This window comes from Streptomyces sp. NPDC020917 (assembly GCF_044333795.1).
Lineage (GTDB): Bacteria > Actinomycetota > Actinomycetes > Streptomycetales > Streptomycetaceae > Actinacidiphila.
In genome coordinates this window covers 310,630-329,618 of record NZ_JBIRRR010000003.1, presented here as the reverse complement: position 1 = coordinate 329,618, position 18,989 = coordinate 310,630, and the positions used below count along the sequence as shown (strand labels likewise).

Sequence of the window (18,989 nt, the reverse complement as noted above, 5' to 3'; positions counted from 1 at the left end):
AGGCCACCGGGTGCCTGGCCCGGTGCGCGGATACGACGACGCGCCGTTGGGCGACGGGTCGTATCCGCGCAGCCTTCTGCGCCTGTACTTCGTTGGCAACCGGGCAGCGTCGTCACCGATGAAGACCACGACGCTGACCGGTCACCGTGTCAGCTACCTTCCGTTGATGGCGACTTCGAGCAGGTCGGTCGTTGCCCCGTTCGAGTCGCTGTCGAAGACCAACCTCACGTACTGGGCGTGTGCGCTGAGGGGGTACTGGTTGGAGAACCCGAAATAGGCGGTGCCCGTTGGGCCGTTGACGGTGCTGGCATCGTTCCAGGTCACGCCGTCGACACTCGTCTGGATCTTGATGGTCTTGGGCGTGTTGATGTACTTCTGATCCAGGGTGTTGAAGTTGATGTCGATGTTCGAGATATCGGACACCGTGGGAAGCTTGAACTGAATCGAAGCCTGATCGCTGCCCGGCACCGACCACTTCGACTGATCGAAGTGTTCCGCATCGATGAGCCTGCCGTCGGTGAGGTTCGGTACCGAGTCCTGTCCCTGAGTGGCCGTGATGTCGGCGCCCTTCGCGAGGTTCCGGTACGGCAGCAGGTCCATGAAGACCCTGTTCGTCGTGAACGTCTTGCCGTCCAGTGTCACGTCTGCCCAGACGACTCCTCGCGTGGGTGCCTCGACCTGCGGGGTGAAGATCTTGTTCCCCTTGAACGCGAACGTGTCGACTTCGGTGATGGCGACCGGCTTGTACTTGGTACCGCCGGCCAGATCGACGATTCCGCCATGCCACTTGATCTGAGCCGCGTCCAAGCCGACGGGACCGCCCTCGTTCGACCTGCCCTCTATCTGGTAATTGAGCCCATCGTTCAGGCCGAACTCACCGTATGTCTCTTTCCCCTGCACTGACAGCGATGCAGTGATCATGTCGCTGGCGTAGACGAGTCCGTCCTTGACCGTCACCTTCAACGTGCCCTGCTTGGTCACGCCTTCGTAAGTGCCTTGTACGGTGATGCTCGTCGTGCCGTCCGACACGGGGTGAACGATTCCGCTGGGGACGACTCTCGCCACCTCGGGATTCGCGCTGCTGTAGGTCACGTGCGAAAGCTTGGCCTTCAGAGCGGGATACGTCATGTAGCCCTCGGCGTTGACCCTCAGTACCTTCGGTGCCAGCTGCTCGCCGGTCACGTCGACGTTGGTCAGCTTGTACTCGCGCTCAGGATTGTCGGTCACGATCTTGATGATCGTGTCGATCGGGTCTTCCTGTACGTCGGCCAGGTTGATGGTCAGGCTGTCGCCCTGCTGGCTGAACGACGTGACCGGGAGGTCACTGTTCAACCACCTCACCGACGTCACTCGATCCTTGACGGGGCTGATGGTCAAGGACTTGCCGGTGATCGCGTCGAAGCCCTTCTTGCCGTCCGGCCCCTTCATGATGTGGAGATAGATGTCGTTGTCCCTGGAGGTCGCATATCCCCATTGCGGACCAGTCGTGCTGTTGGGGAAAGCAAAATTCTCGTAGTTTCCTCGACCATCGTCGGTGTAGCCGTAGCCCGCCAGGAAGTACGGCGTCGTGCCCGTCGTGGCCTCGTGCCTGTCCGGCCCGTTCTCTGGCGCGAACCAGCGGGCGAGGTTCTCTCTTACGTCGATGAACTCCTGGACGGCCTTCGGGTACCTGGTGGCGATGTCTTGGGGGGAGTCCCAGTTCGGACCCCGACTGTCGATAACCGACTGGTCGTTGTTGTCGACATAGCCCCGGCCGGCGTTCATCACCATCTCTTTGGTGACCTGCCTGAAGTCGTCGCGCTTACCGTAGTACGGCGAGAGCATGTCCTTGGTGTGGATCATCTTCCACGGTTCCATGGGCGTCCGCTTCAGAAGATGGTTGTGCGCCCCGTTGGCGTAGATTCCCGACGCCTCTGCGGTTCTCAAATCCGGATCGCCGTACTCCGTGCCCCCGGCGTTCGAGTCCACGACGATCTCATCGCTGTAGTCGCGAACCACACTGTACATCGCGTCGAAGTTGGCGTTGGGCATTGCCTGTGGACCGTCGAAGTAGAAATAGTCCGGAGCGTAACGTCGAATGAGATCCTCCACATTCTGCACGAACACATCGGTGGAGTAATGCTGAAGGCCGCCGCCTTCGGTTGCGTAATACAGGCCGAATTTCATCCCGTAGCGTTTTACCGCCTCTTCGTAGGGCTTCAATCCGTCTACCACTTTACCGTCGGCGTCTTTAGGTAGATACTCCGCCCTGATGTTCTTCGGGTCTGCGAACTTCGACGGCCAGAAGTAGTTCTGCTGCAGCGCTTCGATCGACACCATCGAGTGTCCTTCGCGCTTCGCCCTCTCCGCCCACTGATCAACGGAGTAGTTCGGATCGACGAAGTAGTTGTACGTTGCGGTGGAATGGGTCAGCGCGCTGACCCTGCCCTCCTCGAACCACTTGTTCGGACGTTCCTTCACTGTGATGGTGAAGTTTTTGGAACCAGTGTTCCCATCACTGTCGGTCACCTGAACGGTGAAGTGATAGTCGCCTGGTTTGGCGGTGGCGCTGATGATGCCCTTGGTGCTGTTCAGATCGACTTTCCCGTCGACCATTCCGTCCGCGATGGTGCCGTCAGGGTTCAGCTCCAGGCCGTCAGGCAACTTTCCTTCGACGATCTTCCATGTATAGCCGGGCGCGCCACCGGCAGCCATGAACTGGAAATCCGAAGCAGCGAGGCCGTACTTGTTGTTGGCCGTCGACTTGTTCCAGACGTACGGCCACTCCTTGTAGCCGATCGGCATGTTGTTCTTCGGAAGCGGAGAGTGGATCGCGTCGTCGGTCGAGAGTCCTTGCGACACGATCTGCAGACTTCCGGACGGCCCTGTCACAGAATTGACCAGACCATCGATCTTGTTGCCGTTCTGATCCGCCACCCGTCCGTAGAACCCGAGATAGGCTACGTTCTGGTCCTTGGCAATCGGCACACCGTTTGAATTCACGTCCTCCGTGTAGGTGTGCTTGATCTGAATCATCAGCTTGTTCCAGCCGGCGTGCAGTTGGACAGCTTGCTTCGTCAGATCCTTTTGCACCTCCTTCGGAGTGCTTGGGCTCGTCAGACAAGTGTCGTTCGCGTACAGCCGGTACGAACCGCTCGCCCCGACGTCGAAATATGCCTGCTGATCGACCGGGCTGTAGACGTACGTGTGCGCGTACACGTACTTGTTCCGCGTATCGACACCCTTCTTGACGCCGTAGTATCCGTAAAGATCCTGGTAGTCGTCGTAGTTCCGGTTGTAGAGGCGGTCGTCGAAGTACTGCCACTTTGCGCTTTCGTTGCCGGAGCTCAACGATTCGCCGATCTTCGGGGTGATCTTCGTCTTCCCCTCGATCGGCTGGTACGTGCCGGAAGGCATTCCGTCGGAGCCGTACAGGCTCACCTCGGCGGCCGATGCGTAGCCTTGCCCGTTCTGCGAACTCAGGGCCCAGAGCCGCACGTGCGTCGCAGTGACCGGCGGGAAGGTGACCGTCTTCAAACCGGCCCCGGCGCTGAACGTGCCAGTGGCGATCGGTGTGCCCCACGAGACGCCGTCGTTACTGACCGACACCTGGTAGTTCGCGATGATCCCGTTGGTGTTGCCGTCCTGCCGTGGCAGGTAGGTCAGCTTGTCGATCACGTGTGGGCTGGTCAGTGAGATGTCGAGCCAGTGTGGCATGGGTGCGACACCGCCGCTGTACGCGGTGTGCCACAAGGTCGACGGGTCGCCGTCGACCGCGTTGGCCGCGGCACCGTTCTCCGACGCGCTTTCGGCACTGTCGGCGGCGGCCGACCAGCCGGGCTGCGAGTTGTCGACTTCGCATCCGTATTGCTGGTCGACCACTGGCGAGGTGAACGGTCCCGACAGCAGCCACGAGTTGATGAACGGAGCGTTCCCTGCGGCCTGCTGAGCGAAAGCCTGCTTCGTTGCGGATGCACCAAACAGGAGTGATGCCACGATCATCACTCCTAGGAGACCTGCGATAGGTCTGTAACTTTTGCTCACCGTCGAGTGATCCTCTCTTCGTCAGGACTATTCCGTGCTCCGGTATCACGGGAGGGGCAGGTGCTCGATCCGTCCGGAGCGGCTCCCACCTTGCGAAGTGATGTGGACAGCCAAAGCCGCTCGCTCGGAACGTCGGTGGCAGCGCCAGTGGTTGTCGTCCGGCAGCCGCCGACTACGCCTGGTGCGAGGAACTGTTGCCCGCGTCGACGCCGGTATCCCCGGGAAGGGGGGCGGCGGCGCCTCGTTGCCGTGCTGAAACGAGACGCCAGTTGATCGACTCAATCGACTTTGCGGTCCCACATAGTTCCGAGTCTTGTGGAGCAAACCTCCCGTGCCGAAATGCTTCAGACCGGCCAAATCGGCGCTCTTGGCTCAGAGTAGTATGAAGTTCCACAGCAAAGTGAGTCAAGAACTTGCGCAGAACTGACCCCTCAAGGTCCAATATAGATCAGATACATCGAGCCTGAAAGCGGAGAACTTGATGCGGAGCGTGCCGACTGTGGCCGACGCCGCCGCGCGTGCCACAGACGGCATAGCGTCCCGAACTGGCCTGGGGGCCCAGTCTGCTGACGCCGGAGCGCTGGCGGGTCTCCTGACGATGGCGTGCTTGCTGTCCGCGGACCTGGTCACCTACGCCGACCCGTTCGCCGTCGAGGCCGGCCGCGCGGCCATCAGCTTCGTCGGGTTGTCGTTGGTCGCCGCTGCCACCCGAACCAGCAGGCGCCTCGCATCGGAGGCGGTGCGATGCCCTCCACGTGCCGTGGCCGTCCTGGGAGCTCTGGGGGTCTTCGGCTACTCGATGGCTTCGGCCTGAGCCATCGAGCAGATCGGCGCCGCGACCACCGTCGTCTCGCTCCTGTCCTGCGTGACGCTCGTGCTCGGCCTGCGGCTGCTCCGTGAACGCCACGGCGGAACCGCATCCGCCGGCTGGACGGCTCTCCGGGCTCGCCGACCACCCTCCGTTGCTCCCGGTTCCGGCTGTCGGGCCTGGGAGTGGGACCGGGCGTCCACCGGGCAGCTCCCAAGGAGGGGCTGCGGACGATCACAGGCGGGGGAGTGCCGTGGGGGACTCCACACCTGGGGAAGAGCGGCCACGGCCTGAGGCCGTACATCGTGGACCACGGCTCGTACCGCTCCGGCAGTTCACGCCAGCCACTACCGGTGCGAAACCGCCACAACACCCCGTTGAACTGGTCCCGCACCCGCCGCGGCAACGGCCCGGTGGCCGCCACCGGCAACAGCGGCTCGATCAAAGCCCACTCGGCATGAGGTGTGAGCCGCGGCAGGCGACGTCTCGGCCGTCGCCGCCCGCCGCGTTCACGGATGTCGTCTAGCTGCAGGTGAGGACGGGGTTGACCCAGTCGCCGTGGTCGTTGCCGTTGCCGTTGCCGCCGTCACCCACGTTCAGGTCCAGGACCTGGCCGCCGGTGACGGGAACGTCGATCGTGACGGGCGCCGACTGCCCGGTGAGCACGGCCGTGGTGGTAAGGACTTTCCCGTCGACGATGACGGAGAAGGTGGACGAGCCCGGGTCGCCGTTGTCGATCCCGACCGTGGCCGTGAACCGGCTGCACTGACCACCGAGGTAGATCTGCACGTCGCTGGGCGAGTTGGTGCCGAGTCCCTTGGCGTAGACGACACCGCCGAGCTTGAGCGGGGTGCCGTCGCCGGCCGCTTGTCCGCCGACGCTCTGGTCCCGTTCGACCGGTCCCCAGCCATTGCTTTCGGACAGGAAAGGCAGGTCGCTGACCTGGCTTGTGCCGGCTGGCGGCGGGCCGGCGTGCGACCCGGTGATCCGTTCGTCGGTGAGGGTCTGCGTCTGGTTGCGCTGATCGAACTGCACGGTGGTGGTGAGCGGGTTCACCTTGCCGGGAGTGGCGGGGGCGGTGACGTCCCAACTGTAGGTGACGGAGCTGCCGGGGGTGACCTTCTGGGCGGTGTCGGGCACGGGCTTCGGGGTGACGGTCCAGCCGTCGGGTGCGGCGAGTTTCGCTGTCACCTGGAAGGCTGCGGGGGCGTCTTCGGGCACCTGGAACGTCGTGGTGGCGGTGAAGGTCCCGCCGCCCTGAACCGATCCGGGGACCTGGAGGGCGAGTGTCGCGCCCGGTGCGGCGGGCATGGCGTACTGCGTCTTGTTGTAGCGGGGGCTGTTGTTCTGGGCGACCTTCAGCGAGGAGGCGTAGCTGCCGTAGTTGGTGAGTTCCACCGTGCCGAGCCCACCGGTGGAGCCGTCGAGGTTCCATACGGCGATAGCGATCCTGTTGTTCCCGTTGGGGTTGAGGATGCCGTTGGGGACGGGGAAGCTGTGCTGGGGGCCGAGGTAGTTGACGTAGTTGCCCATGTCCCAGCCGTTGACGTAGATCTCGGCGCGGTACTTGCGGGCGGGGTCGTCGGTGATGGTCAGGCCGAGGGAGGTGTCCTGGCCCTTGGGCAGGTCGAGGGCGGTGTCGGTGGTGTACCAGGAGACGCCGGGGGTGGTGTCGGTGGCGGGCAGGGTGGTCGGGGTCCAGGTGTCGGTGGGGTAGCCGGGCAGCATGTAGCCGGCGCGCTCGCCGTAGAGGCCGCCGGTGGCCAGCGGGCCGCGCACGGTGTCGACGGGGGTCTCACCACCGCGCACGCCCTGCAGCCGCCAGGTGACGGTGCTCAGAGGGCTGCCCACCAGGGCGGCGCTTATCAGGCCGCGGACGGTGCTGCTGTCGGACCGGCCCCAGTTCTCGTCATGTCCCATGTTGACGGTGAGGACAGAGATCACGTTCTCGCCGTCGGTCTTCAGGACGTCTGCCGGGAAGGTGTAGGTCTTCTGCCCGTCGGTGGTGGAGCTGCCGAGGAACGTGCCGTTGAGCCACACCGAGGACGCCGCTGCGCCGGCGCCGCTCCTGGTGTTCAAGGTGATGCCGGATGTCGTGCTGCTGCCCGTGAAGCGGCCGCGGTACCAGGTGGAGCCGGTGTGGAAGCCGTAGTCGTCGGCGGACAGCACCGGAAGGGTGGTGGGAGTGGTGATCTTCGACGTGGTCTTGTCGGCCACCTGCCACGACGAGTCGTTGAAGCCGGGCTGCGACTCCGGGGACTCCTGGATGTGCTTCCAGCCGGTGAGCGCGGGCAGGGTGACCGGGGCGGCGGTGGGCAGTGTGCCGGTCAGAGCGCCGTCATCCGTCTGGCTGGTGTTCACCTGCCTGCCGTTCCAGGTCAGGGAGTTCGCCGTGGACCAGACCTCGACCGAGCCGTCGCTGCCGGTGTCGCCGTTGAGTGCCAGGGTCGTGTCCTGGGACGAGGCGCCGCGCAGCAGGTGGGTGCCGCGGACCAGGACCGGTCCTGCCGCGGTGTCCTGTCGCCAGAAGGTCTTGGCCGTGGCGGTGTCGGCGAGCAGTAGCAGGAGCGGGTGGCCTCCGCCGTTGATCTGCACGCGGGTCAGGCCGGTGTGCTGGTAGTTCAGCCGAAGGTCGCCGGTGGCCGGATCCCAGGCGGAGGTGACGTCTCCGCCGGTGGAGGTGACGGTGGGCTCGGTGTCGTAGTGCAGAACAGTCTCGCCGTCGGAGCCATGGTCGCCGTAGAGGACCGCGACATCCCTCCCGCCGATCGTGGCGTTCGTCATGATCTGCGAGGTGGAGTAGCGCAGCAGGTTCTTGCTGCCCAGGTCGTAGTTCGCGACGATGATCGAGGACTCGCGGCCGCTCAGTGTCAGGGACGTGCCCGCCTGCTGCGGAACGGTGTAGGTCTGCCCCCCGAGGCTGATCTTCAGGTGGGCGCTGTCGGTGCTGGTCGACTTCGAGTCCGCGTGCCGCAGCACGTGGAACTGCGTACCGGTGTCGGGATTGACCCGTGCGGTGTCCACGATCTTGGTGTTGTCGGTCGGGACCGCGGGCATGGCGTCGGTCTTGGTGAGCGGCGCGACAGCCTGGGTGAAGTAGCCGATCAGCTTTTCCTGGTCGTACTTCGGGGTGAGCTGGCGCGTCTCACGGATCGCGGCGCCGTAGTCGTAGGACGTGTAGTGGCTCATCATGCTCAGCCAGCCCCAGTTGGTGCCGCCGTAGGTCATGTAAAAGTTCTGCATGGTCGCGCCGACCGCGATGTTCTGCTTGTAGTACACGTCCGCGAACTGGTCGTTGTACTGCTTCGCGTACGCGTCGTAGCCGGGGCCGCCCCAGTTGTCGAACCAACCGCCCTGGAACTCCATGGTGGTAACGGGCCTTCCGGCCGGGTGGTCGTAGCTGATGTTCGGGAGGCCGCCGGTGAATCCCCCGGGGTAGGAATCCACCCCGTCCACGTCCAAGGCGCCGTTGCCGGAGTTGAACGTCCCGTTGTTGTTGCCGACCAGCGGCACGCTGATGCCGTCCGCCCTGGCCTTGTCCTCCAGGTGCTTCATGTACGCCCGGGCGCCCGCGCTGCCGTCGTAGAACTCGTTCTCGACCTGGTACTGGATCACCGTGCCGGTGCCGTTGGTGAGCTGGTGGCGGGAGAGGATGCGGTCGATCTGCGTCTGCCACTCGTCGGAGTACTTCAGCCACGTCGGGTCGGTGTTACGGGTGGACGTGACCTTGTTGTGCAGCCAGGCGGGGAATCCCCCGCCGTCCACCTCGGCGTTGATGTAGGGGCCGGGGCGGGCGATCACGTAGATGCCGAGCTGGTTCGCCATGTCCAGCAGCTTGTCCACGTCCCGTACGCCGGTGAAGTCGTAGACCCCGGGCGCGGGCGAGTGGTAGCCCCAGTCGAAGTACACCTGCACCGCGTTGAACCCGGCTGCCTTCATCTTCTGCAAGGTGTCCAGCCACAGGTCCTGACTGGGCAGCCGGAAGTAGTGGAACTCACCGGACCACAGGTACACGCGCTTGCCGTCGATCATGTACGAGTAGCCGTCGAACGTCACCGAATGCGCCGTGCCCGCCTGGTCCACGGTCTGCCCAGTCTGCGCCGCCGGCGGACTTGACGCCGCCGTCGCATTTCCGGCCAGCCCCACTCCGCCGAGCAGGGCAGCGGCGGTACACGATGCCAGACACCCGTACAGGAACCGGCGTCTCGCGCCTGTCAATCTCATGGGAAACTCCCTTAGTTGGATCACTGCACTGAGCACTCCCGATTCCGTCGCGGCGCGGCAGAACCAGGAGCGTTCAGAGTCCGTCGGTGCATCACGCCCGGGGACGGGCGCAAGGCCCCCCGAACGGCGAAGTCACGGGCTGGCCGGGCGAGCCTTGGAGGTGGTATTTGGCTCCGGGACCGGCTACGGGACGATCACCGTGTAGTTCCACTGCTGGCTGCGCTTGGTGCTGTCGCAGGCCGACGGGACTCGGGAAACACGGTCTCCACAAGGGAGTTGAGAGTCATCACAAGATCGTGATAGCGGACGACTGCTCGGCGTCACCACCGACTACGGGCCAGGCCCAGTGACGGTACCGTCCCGGCGCTCTTCGCCGGGCCCGGTGCGAGGACGGCATCGGGCCCGGCGTCACGGGAGACAGGTCAGGGCAGGGCCCTTATGCCGGTGTTCCGTAGAGGGTCACTTCGGCGATGCCGACGATGGTCTGAGCGCCTCCGCCGCTGACCTGGGTGACGACCACACGGATCTGGCTTACGTCCTTCGCGGTGAAGACCTCGGGAAGGGTGTACTGGCCGCTTCGGGTCAAGCCGGCGAACACCGTGTTCCAGGTGGTCCCGTCAGTGGAGGTCTGCAGGTCGTAGGTGTACCAACTGCTGTCCTTCCCCCAGTTGATGAGCACACCGTTGAGATTGTGGGCGGTGGTCAGCTCCACGGTCAGTGTCTGGGGTAGTGACGGGGAGGCGGCGCTCCACCCGGTTCCGAAGGTGATGTCCCCGTCAAAGGCCTTGTCGGGTTCGAAGCCGACGGCGTTACTGGACGCAGTGACAGTCTTGATCTGCTCGCGGGCGATCTTCGGGCCGGGATCGACCGGCGGGGCGCTGGCGCCCGGCGGTATCGCACGGAACTCACGGATGGAGGGCCACAAGTTGCCGGCGGAGAGGATGTTGACGCGTATGTAACGCGCGGCGGTCTTCACCACGTGGCTGGAGGTGCCGACCTTGGCGGTGTTGTCTTCCGCGTTGACGGTCGTTGTCCATGTGCTGCCGTCGTCGGAGGTCAGGATCTGGTACTTGTAGACGTTATCGGCGCTTTCCCAGACGATCTGGAACTGCTCGATGTCGGCTGACGTGCCGAGATCGACCTGCCACCAGGCCGGGGTGGCGGAGCCGTTCGAGACCCACTTGGTGTCCGTCGAGAGGTCCACCGCGTTCTCCGGCCAGTTGCCCGTCTGTGAGGAGGAGGCGGTCGCCGTCTTGAACTGGGCGAGGTTCTGGGCGCCCTGGTCCTCCAGGGTGGAGATGTTCTTCCATTCGGGGTGGGTTCCGTCGGTGACGTGAGAACGGCTGTACCGCGCGGTCTGCACGGTGTACTCGCCGCTCTGCAGTCCGGCTGCGGTCGCGGTGAGGGTGACGGGTCCGCTGGAGGTCCTGGTGGCGATCAGGGCGTAGCCGATGCCGGCCTGGACCTTCTGGGTCTGCACCCTGATCCGCGGGATGTTGTCGCCCACCAGGGTGCCGGCTCCAGTCACCTCCAGGGTGAGGGAAGCGGAGGAGCCGGCGACCACCGTGCCCTCGGCATCGACGACCTTGATGAACACCGGGATCAGGTCCGAACCGTCGGCGACGGGTTGGATTCGCTTGAGCAGCCGGGCATACCTGCGCAGCACCTCGGCCTTCTCGGGGGACAGCGCGTGACCGTCCGCCTCGCCGGCCCGCTCGATGAGCGATTCCACCCCGCCGGACTCCATCTGGTCCAGCAGCTTCGCCGCAGCCTCGTTCCCTTGTGCCGAGTTGTCGCCCAGTGCGGAGGCCAGCAGGTCGGTCAGCACGGCCTGTACGCCCGCGTCGTCGGCGACGATCTCCAGATGGTGGGCCTCGCCCGGAGTCTTGACCCTGTGGGTCGCGGCGAGAGTGCCACCCAGGTAGCCCTCGGCTCTGAGCTCACCGGCGGCGAATGATGGCAGGGTGAACATGTAGTAGGGGCTGCCGCCCTTTGCTGCCACCGCCGGCGCGGTCGTGGCGTTCTGCTCTCGGGTCATTTCCCCGATGAGGCTGTCGTTCTGGTACAGCCGGACGCTGTCGGTGTTGCTGAAGACCATCACCTGCAGGCTGGAGGAAGCCGCGTAGGAGCTGGCGATATAGACCATCGGGCCGCCGTGGTTCGCATTGGTGGACGGCTGCATGGACTTGAGCCAGTGGTAGCAGTACTTGGGGTACCGGTCGATGTCGACCGCGCCGGACTTCTGGTAGGTGTTGTTGGTGGCGTAGTCCTCGAAGACCCACAGGAAGTAGCCTCCGATCCGCTTGTTGGCGTCCAGCCCGCCCCAGTCCCAGTAGCCAGGGCCGCTGAGGTAGCGCTGACGGGTGACGACCTGGCTGATCATCGCGTTCTCGCCGTCGTCCCGGTCCTTCCGGCACGGGTCCTGCCAGTCGCCCCACTCGCGGGTGAGGAACGGCTTGGACGGCGCGGGATCCGAGCCGTCGGTGTTGACGACCTTGTAGTTGACGTCGAACTCACTGCCCCAGATGCCGTAGTCCGCCGAGGTGAACATCTGGTCGCCCGGCATCTCCGCATGAGCGACAGTGTCGGCCTCCTTCGCCCACCACTGCGGGTACTGGGTTTCGTTCAGCGAGGTCTCCCACAAGATCACCGAAGGCCGGTTGCGGTCCCGCCGGATCATCGTGGCGATGTCACGGTAGGTGCGGCTGACGAAGGTCTGGTCGCCGTTGAAGTTCTGCCAGCCGGGCTCGCAGGCCGCGACGAGGAGGCCCAGTTCGTCGCAGGCGTCGAGGAAGGCCGGGTCATGCGGGTAGTGCGCCGCCCGTACGGCGTTGAACCCGCCGAGCTTCAGCCGCAGCGCCTCGCGGTACTGCATCGACGCCGGCGCGGCATCGCCCACGTGGGCGTAGTTCTGGTGGCAGTTGGCGCCGCGGATGTAGATCCGCTCGCCGTTGAGGTAGAACCCGTCCGGCTTGTACTCGATCCGCCGTATTCCGGTTGGTGTGGTCACCGTGTCGACCAGGCGGTTGCCGATGAAGACGTGGCTGACCAGCTTGTAGAGGTTGGGGGAGTCGGGATGCCACAGCTTCGGCCGCTTCACGCTGAGCGTCTGTGTGAACGTGTGGCCGCCATCGCCCGGGATCGACGCGGTGTCAGTGCCGTGCGCGACCGCTGTGCCCAGCGCGTTGTACAGGACCGTGGTCACTCTGATCTGGGCGTCGGCCGCATTCTCGTTCACCACGTGCGTCTTGACCTGGGCCGTTGCCCTGGTCGCAGTCGCCTGCGGATAGGAGACGAACACGCCGCCCCCGGCGACCAGGTCCGTTTGCAGCGGGTCGGAGATGTGGACCGGGTCCGTCACCCGGAGCGCGACGTTGCGGTAGATACCGCCGTAAGTGAGGAATCCCAGCTGGTTCCGCGGCTTGCCGGGAGGGGTGAGTGGGTCGTCGAGGTTCGACACGCGGACAGCGAGGACGTTGTCGCCGTCAAGGCGGACCTTGTCGGTGATGTCCACGACGAAGCCCATGTAGCCACCGTTGTGTTCGGCGAGCTTCTCCCCGTTCAGATAGACGACGCAGTCGGTCTGGACACCGTCGAACACCACGGTCAGCCGCCGCCCCTTGTCCTGCGGATCGACCTGGAAGTACCGCCGGTACCAGCCGATTCCCGCGAACACGTCATACACCGAGGGCCGTTTGGCCTCCAGCCGCATCGTGTGCGGCACTGAGACCGCGGCCCACGCGGAGTCGTCGAATTCAGACTGCTGGGCCCCTGGAACGTCGTCACGCCAGAACGCCCAGTTGGTGTTGAAGTTGAGCACTCGGCGCCCGCCAACGGCGTATTCGTCGGGACCCTGCGACTCCGCCCGGGCCGGCTCGGCTCCGGCCCGTACGGCAGGCACCAGCGCAAGGCCTGCACCTGCCAGTCCCGCTCCGATCAAACCCCGACGTCTCATGCCACGTACTTCTTCGGTCACCGCAGATTCCTCCTCTGATTCGTTGTCCGACGACCGGTGGAACGAGCCGTCGTCAAATGTCAGGCCGGTCCAGTTGGCTGGGCAGTTGTGTCCGAACGCCGACCGAGTCGCCCATGCGGGTCTGGCCGCCCCTGTGAGGCCGAATCTGGTGCTGCCCGCACGGGACTAGGGCTCACAGGGGTCGGCCTTGAGGAACCGGGCCAGGCAGATCGACCGGCTTCACGACCGCCACCCGCTACGACAAGTCGCCCGACAGCGACGCGGCCGGACTCCACCTCCGCGACCTCCAGGATCTGAGGGTTGGCCGCGTAATTCGGCGGGAAGAGGTTGCCCAGGATCTGGCTGCGCTGCGGCTCCGGGTAGTCGATCAGCGCACGGGAGTTGGCGCCGCCGCCGCTGACCGTGCCTATGCCGTCGAAGACTCGGCCGGGTGACGTCCCGTCAGCGGTGATCGACATTGTCCTGGCCGCACCCGCCCGGCCGGCCAGTAGCAGCACCGTCACTGCGGCCAGGATCACGAACAGAACGGCGGACAGGGACGCAACGCGATCCCCGCCGCGTGTCCATCGCCTCTCCCCTTGCGCGTACATGGCCGGCCTCCTCAAGGGCAGACGCCCTCGCCGCTTGGATGATGGGCGGTGAGTGGAGCAACATGAGCTCGGATAGACGAAACTTCACTCAACTGAACGCAATCCATCATGTTCACTCAGCGGGCAGAGCGTAGGCACACGCCTCCACTGCGTCAAGACTTTGCACCGAGGACGTGCCCAGCACGGGGACTTATTGGACATAAGAGTCCTCAGTGCGGCATTCGACGATGACTCACTCCCCGATCCGGGCGCAGCTCGCTGAATCATCACTGTTCGGATCTGATCGATCAAGCAAACAGAACAACGCAATCACGCGCGGACGGCACACAAACTCACTCACTCGCCCAGCCAGAGGCCGAGAAGAGGTCCCACTCGCCCGCGCCTGGTAGGGCCTGGCCAGGTGTACGCGCTGGTGGCGCGTCTGGACGGCGTTGTGCGCGTTGGTGGCGTGATGCCTGGGAAGTTGGACCAGGTCCGGGAGGGACCTGGTGGCGTTCACGGCGGAGGTGTTCAAGGCGTTTGCGCGCACCGATCAGCGCCAAAGGCGCAGGCGTATGTGCGTGGACTCTTTTTGGAGGGGCGGCGCACGTCGGTGGAGCCGATGGCCGCCGAATCCAACGGTGCTCAGGGGTGCCGGGGGCGGGATCGGTCCCGCCCCCGGCACTTGGTCAGGTGGTCAGCCGACGGCCAGGCCGTCGTAGGCCAGCCAGGAGCCGGTCACGGTGGTCAGGGACACGGTGTTGTGCCCGGCGACCAGCTGGGACGCAGGCAGGGTGAAGTCCACCTTCTGTGGTGCGATCTTGTAGGTGCCGTCGGTGTCGTTGCCGTCTCCCCAGCGGTAGCCGTCGCCGCCTCCGGCGGACAGTTGCCGCTGTTGTGCGGTCTTGTGATTGAGCGACACGTCGAGCGTTGGCGGGTCGGTGTTGCTCGTGTCGAGCAGCCACACTGTGAGGGTCTGGTCCTTGTCAGGGGCCTTTGGCAGGTCGAAGTTGAGTGTGAACGTGTGCTGCTTCGACCCTCCCCAGGTGTCGTTCGGCCCTGGCTGGATGTAGCTCCACTGCGGTGCGGCGATGCCGGTACCGGTGTACGACACATACGGCGTGCTGGACGCAGGGTAAGTGGCGTCCGGAGTGCCGGAGGCTGTCTGCTTGGCCGTGTAGTTGACGTCGTTGGGGAACGCGGTCTGGTAGTTGTTGTAGCCGGCGGGCGCCAGGCTGAACTCGGACATGCACACGATCGGTGCGCTGCGCTTGTATGCGGCGGGCTGGATGCCGACCGACACGATCTGGTGACCGGTGTACGGCACGGTGATCTGCGAGCCGGTCCCCCAATCGGTCACCGTCAGTGCCGGATGGGAGTCCGGCTTGTCGTTCAGGTCGAGTAGCTTCGCCGAGCCGACCTTGAACGGGACGTTCAGGTGAACCGTGCCGGACTTGCCGGCGACCTCGAGAAGCCGCATGGTCATCGGGAAATCCGCGGAGTCGTCGGTCGGCGAGGCCTGGCGGATCGTCTGGAGCACGACGTTGGGGTCGTCCAGTGAGGCCAGCGACTGGCTGGGCTCCTTGTAGGTGCCGGACAACTGCTTGGCCGGCAGCGGCTGGGAGGTCAGCGGTGACTGGAGGTCCCAGCCGTACTGGGTGGCGTTGACGGCGTTGAAGTCTCCGGTGTGGTCGGTGATCGCGTAGTGGAACGACATCGGGCCGGGGTAGGCCAGGTTGAAGTTCGTCGTCCACAGGTTGTTGAACGCATAGGAGAACATCGAGCCGTTGGTCGCCAGTACGCTGCTCAGGTCGGTGTCAGTGACGGGCGGGCCGTCGATCATGCCGGGACGCTGGGTGAGACGCATCGTCTTGATGTCACCGAACTCGACCAGGGGCGCGTCGGTGGAGTTCAGCGTCACGCCGCCGGTGGAGTTCGAGGCATCGGCGTAGCTGTGCATGGACTGCCAGTCCATGGACGAGCCGGGGAACTGGCCCTTGCCCAGCTGCACGGGAGTGCCGGTGCCCTCGTAGGTGACGGTGGGATTGTCCACCTTGAACGGGAAGGCGAAGTAGCCCTCCTCCGGTGAGGTCACCTTCGTCTTGTCGAGGCTGTCGGCGATGTCCACGCGCGGCGTGTTCGCGAGCAGGGTGATCGTGGCACCGGCCGACTCCACACCCGTCGCCTTCCCGGCGGTGTCCTTCCCGCCCGGGGTGTTCGGGTAGGTCACGGCGATGGTGATGCCGAGCTTCCCCGAAGACTTCACCGACAGGGTGGCACTGGCCGGCGACCATTGCTTGGCCGCGCTCGTCGGAGACCCTCCCTGGATCTGCCCGCCGATGCGTCCGTTATTGGGCCGGTAGACGTACTGGTTCAGCTTGAACGAGGACGTGGAATCGACGAGTTCGCGGCCGGTCACACGGTTCACCACCGAGGTGATGGTCCCGCTGGGCGAGATCGTCACGGTGTAGTACTTGTTCTGCAGCACGCCCGTTGTGGGGTCCCAGCTCAGCGAAGGATCCGGTGCCCCGGCATCGTCGTTACCGGGAAGCAGCCGGTAGACCGCATAGCCGACCGCCGGCACGTTCGCGGCGAGGAACTGGATGTGCGTGCTGTCGACCGCCTGATAGGGCACGTCCGAATCGGTGGTGGCGTCGAGCAGTTGGCCGGCCCAGCCGCTGGGAACGGTCGCCGTGACCATAGCCGTACGCGCCCACGACAGGGAGTTGAACACGCTGATCGCCGGGTGGGCACTGGGGTTGGCGATCTGCTGCGCCAGCTCCGTCGTTGCCGAGGTCATTGCGTTCGTACTGTCCTGAACGGCCCGGTCGGAGTAGAGCTTCTTCTGCGGCCATTGCACCACCGACGGATAGGGCTCGTTTGATGCGTTCCAGGTGTGCTCGGTGAACATGTTCTCCTGTTGATACGCCGCGTCGACCATGCAGGAGTTGGTCGGGTCCAGGGTGTTCAGGGCGGCCAGTGATCCGAGGGTCTCGGCGTCGGTGGTTCGAGCCTGGGCCACTGCGTTGTTGCCGGTCTCCACCGGGGACGAGCCCGCGCCGTCCGCCCACCAACCGGTGTAGTCACCGGTGACGATCGGCAGCTGGTTCACCGACTTCGAGGTTGGGTCCGGCGTGTAGCCGGAGACCGACGTTCCGCCCTGCGGCGTGGTTGCGTCGGCGTAGAACCGCGACGTGGTCGACATCACCAGCTTGGGGTAGTCGTACCCTTGGCTGTCGAACTGCCGCAGCACGTCGGAGATCCCGTTCATCGGCCCAAGCGAGTCCCAGAAAGCCGCCATCGGATACACCGACTGCGGGTACTGGCCGACCTGCAGCCCCGGCAGAAGTGAGCCGAGGACGGAGGTCATGCTGTTGACGATCGGGGTGAGGTCGGCCGGCTGCGAGGCGGGCGTAAAGGGCAGCGGCGGCGAATTCCGGCCGCACATCTCCATCAGGGCAGCCGTGCAGAGCAGGCCGTTGACGGCGTGGTATGCGTGGTAATAGCCGAATTGGCCGTAGAAATACAGCACCTTGCTGCCGTCCGGGGCCTGCCAGTTGACCAGCGCCGGTGCGTCCTGGCCCTCGTTGGAGGCCACGTTGACGGCCGCTCCGGTGTGAGCGGGGTTGGTCCCGTTCATGAGGAGCTTGACGCCGGACCGCGCCAGAATCTGGATGTCCTGCGCCGACACCCCCTTGACGTCGTCCTGCATGGCGGTCGTGATCGGAACCCCGAACTGCCCCGCCATGTCCCGCGTGCCCTTCTCGACACTGCGGATCAACTGCTCGGTACTGGCGAGGTCCTGGTAGTTGTTGTTGTAGGCCCCGGCCACATCGATCTGACCGCTGCGAATACACGCCTCCAGCGCCGCGACCTGCCCCGCGGAACGGTCCTGGAGATAGTTGTTGACCAGCCACGACCCCTCGCTGACCCACCGGTACTTCTCACCGTCGGTGTAGCCGTTGGCCGGATCGGCAGTCTTCTTGCACTGGTCCACCGCCTGGTCGAGGTGGTCGTCCTCAACCTGCCGGGTGACCGACTGGTCGTAATGGTATCCGTTGTCCAGGTGCGTACCGTTGAGCAGGTCGACCTGCCACCGGCGCTGGTAGGGCAGGTTCAGCGCATACGTACCCGACTGGCCGTTCAGCGAAGCCGTGATGTCCACCTCGGAAGGAGCACCCGGCGGTGCTGGCGGCACCATGATCCGCTGCGTGGAACGGCCCGCCGGAACAGACAGGCTGGTCGTCTCGGTGCTCGACCCCAGAGTCCCGGTGAAGGTCACCTGCCCGGCGGCACCGGAGGTGTTGTTCACCCCGACGTCGACGAGATGACCCTCCGCACCCTGGGCGTCCTTCTTCAGGAACACCGTGGGATTGAGCGACAGCACCTGGACCGGACCGAGGGTGGCGGGCGCGGGTAGCATTGTCACCGCGTCGTAGACCACCCACGCCCCCGCGGTGGTCGTGATCTGCAGCGTGTTGTCACCCGCCGTCAGAGCCGACGCCGGGATCAGGAAACCGGTCTGGCTGGGCATGTTCAGGGCCGTGTCCGCGCTGTTCAGTTCTCCGCGGCCGACGGCTCCGCCACCGCCACCGGCGGGCAGGGTCACCGTGTCCACGACGGTGCCGTTGGACGTGATCCGCAGCGTCGGCCGCGTGGTGTAGGTGTCGGTGGCGGCGAGTTGCAGCAGCTTGCCCCCGGCGGCCTGGTCCGCGGTCAGGGTGTAGTCGATGGTGAAGGTGTGCGGCTTGCTACCCGCCCAATTGTCCGTCGGGCCAGGCTGAATGAAGGACCAGTCTGCAGCCGGGGTGCTTTTGCCGACCGTGTACGTGACGTCGTTCGGGAACTTCGCCGCGTAGGTCGACCAGCCACGGGGGGACCCCGCGAACTCGGTCGCCGACTGGTTCGGGGTCCCGATCTGGAAGACCGGAGTAACGGCCGGCGACGCGGCTCCCGCTTCGGCGGTGTGACCCTGCGTCGCGCTGAAGAGCCCGCCGATCAGGGCGAGCGCAACACCCAGTGCACTGCTCCCTAGGAATCTTCCTCTTCGACGGGGAACAGATGATTTTGCTCCTATGCTCACCGAACCTCCATGTGTCTGCTGGGATACCGATCTCTGATGTGGTGCTCATGCGCGGCCTGCGGCCGATATGGGTGCTCGTGCATCGGCTGGCGGCGGTGAGGGGCAAGCTCCGGTGCTCACAGTGCACGGCGATGCCGCGGAACGTGCCGCCGAACGCTGGCGGGGTCGCCGCCGGCCGCGCTGGCCGCACGACTTCCCACACCGAGGCCGGACAACAGGGGCGCCGCGAGGATCGGTGGTCCGCTCACCATGCGCTTGCCGGGGAAATCTGGCGTGCCGATCCATCCACCGGGGGCCGCGGGATTG

At 65.1% G+C, this 18,989-nt stretch carries 6 protein-coding genes and 1 pseudogene; 1 reads left to right on the top strand and 6 read right to left on the bottom strand.

All coding sequences use genetic code 11. The annotated features are described in order from the left end of the window. Positions 1–153: 153 nt before the first annotated feature. Positions 154–3,975, bottom strand: coding sequence for a discoidin domain-containing protein (locus ACH4TG_RS08650; protein ID WP_398241434.1), 3,822 nt, complete (start codon positions 3,973–3,975; stop codon positions 154–156). A 655-nt stretch (positions 3,976–4,630) separates the two neighbouring features. On the opposite strand from ACH4TG_RS08650, the gene ACH4TG_RS08645 reads away from it, so the two are divergent. Continuing rightward, on the top strand, positions 4,631–4,837 hold the full coding sequence (locus ACH4TG_RS08645) for a hypothetical protein (RefSeq protein ID WP_398241698.1): 207 nt from the start codon (positions 4,631–4,633) through the stop codon (positions 4,835–4,837). A gap of 349 nt (positions 4,838–5,186) precedes the next feature. On the opposite strand, the pseudogene ACH4TG_RS08640 reads toward ACH4TG_RS08645, so the two are convergent. The 5 genes and pseudogenes from ACH4TG_RS08640 to ACH4TG_RS08620 form a co-directional block, all read right to left on the bottom strand. Then, positions 5,187–5,255 (bottom strand): annotated as a pseudogene (locus ACH4TG_RS08640) (hypothetical protein); the annotation flags it as partial. A 98-nt stretch (positions 5,256–5,353) separates the two neighbouring features. Further along, complete coding sequence (locus ACH4TG_RS08635; protein WP_398241433.1) at positions 5,354–8,914, bottom strand: beta-galactosidase; 3,561 nt, start codon at positions 8,912–8,914, stop codon at positions 5,354–5,356. Positions 8,915–9,491: 577 nt separating this feature from the next. Beyond that, entirely contained in the window at positions 9,492–12,956 is a 3,465-nt protein-coding gene (locus ACH4TG_RS08630; RefSeq protein ID WP_398241432.1) for a discoidin domain-containing protein, read from the bottom strand. A 134-nt stretch (positions 12,957–13,090) separates the two neighbouring features. After that, positions 13,091–13,489, bottom strand: coding sequence for a hypothetical protein (locus tag ACH4TG_RS08625; RefSeq protein WP_398241684.1), 399 nt, complete (start codon positions 13,487–13,489; stop codon positions 13,091–13,093). An 808-nt stretch (positions 13,490–14,297) separates the two neighbouring features. Beyond that, complete coding sequence (locus ACH4TG_RS08620) at positions 14,298–18,683, bottom strand: polysaccharide lyase family protein (RefSeq protein WP_398241431.1); 4,386 nt, start codon at positions 18,681–18,683, stop codon at positions 14,298–14,300. Positions 18,684–18,989 lie beyond the last annotated feature (306 nt).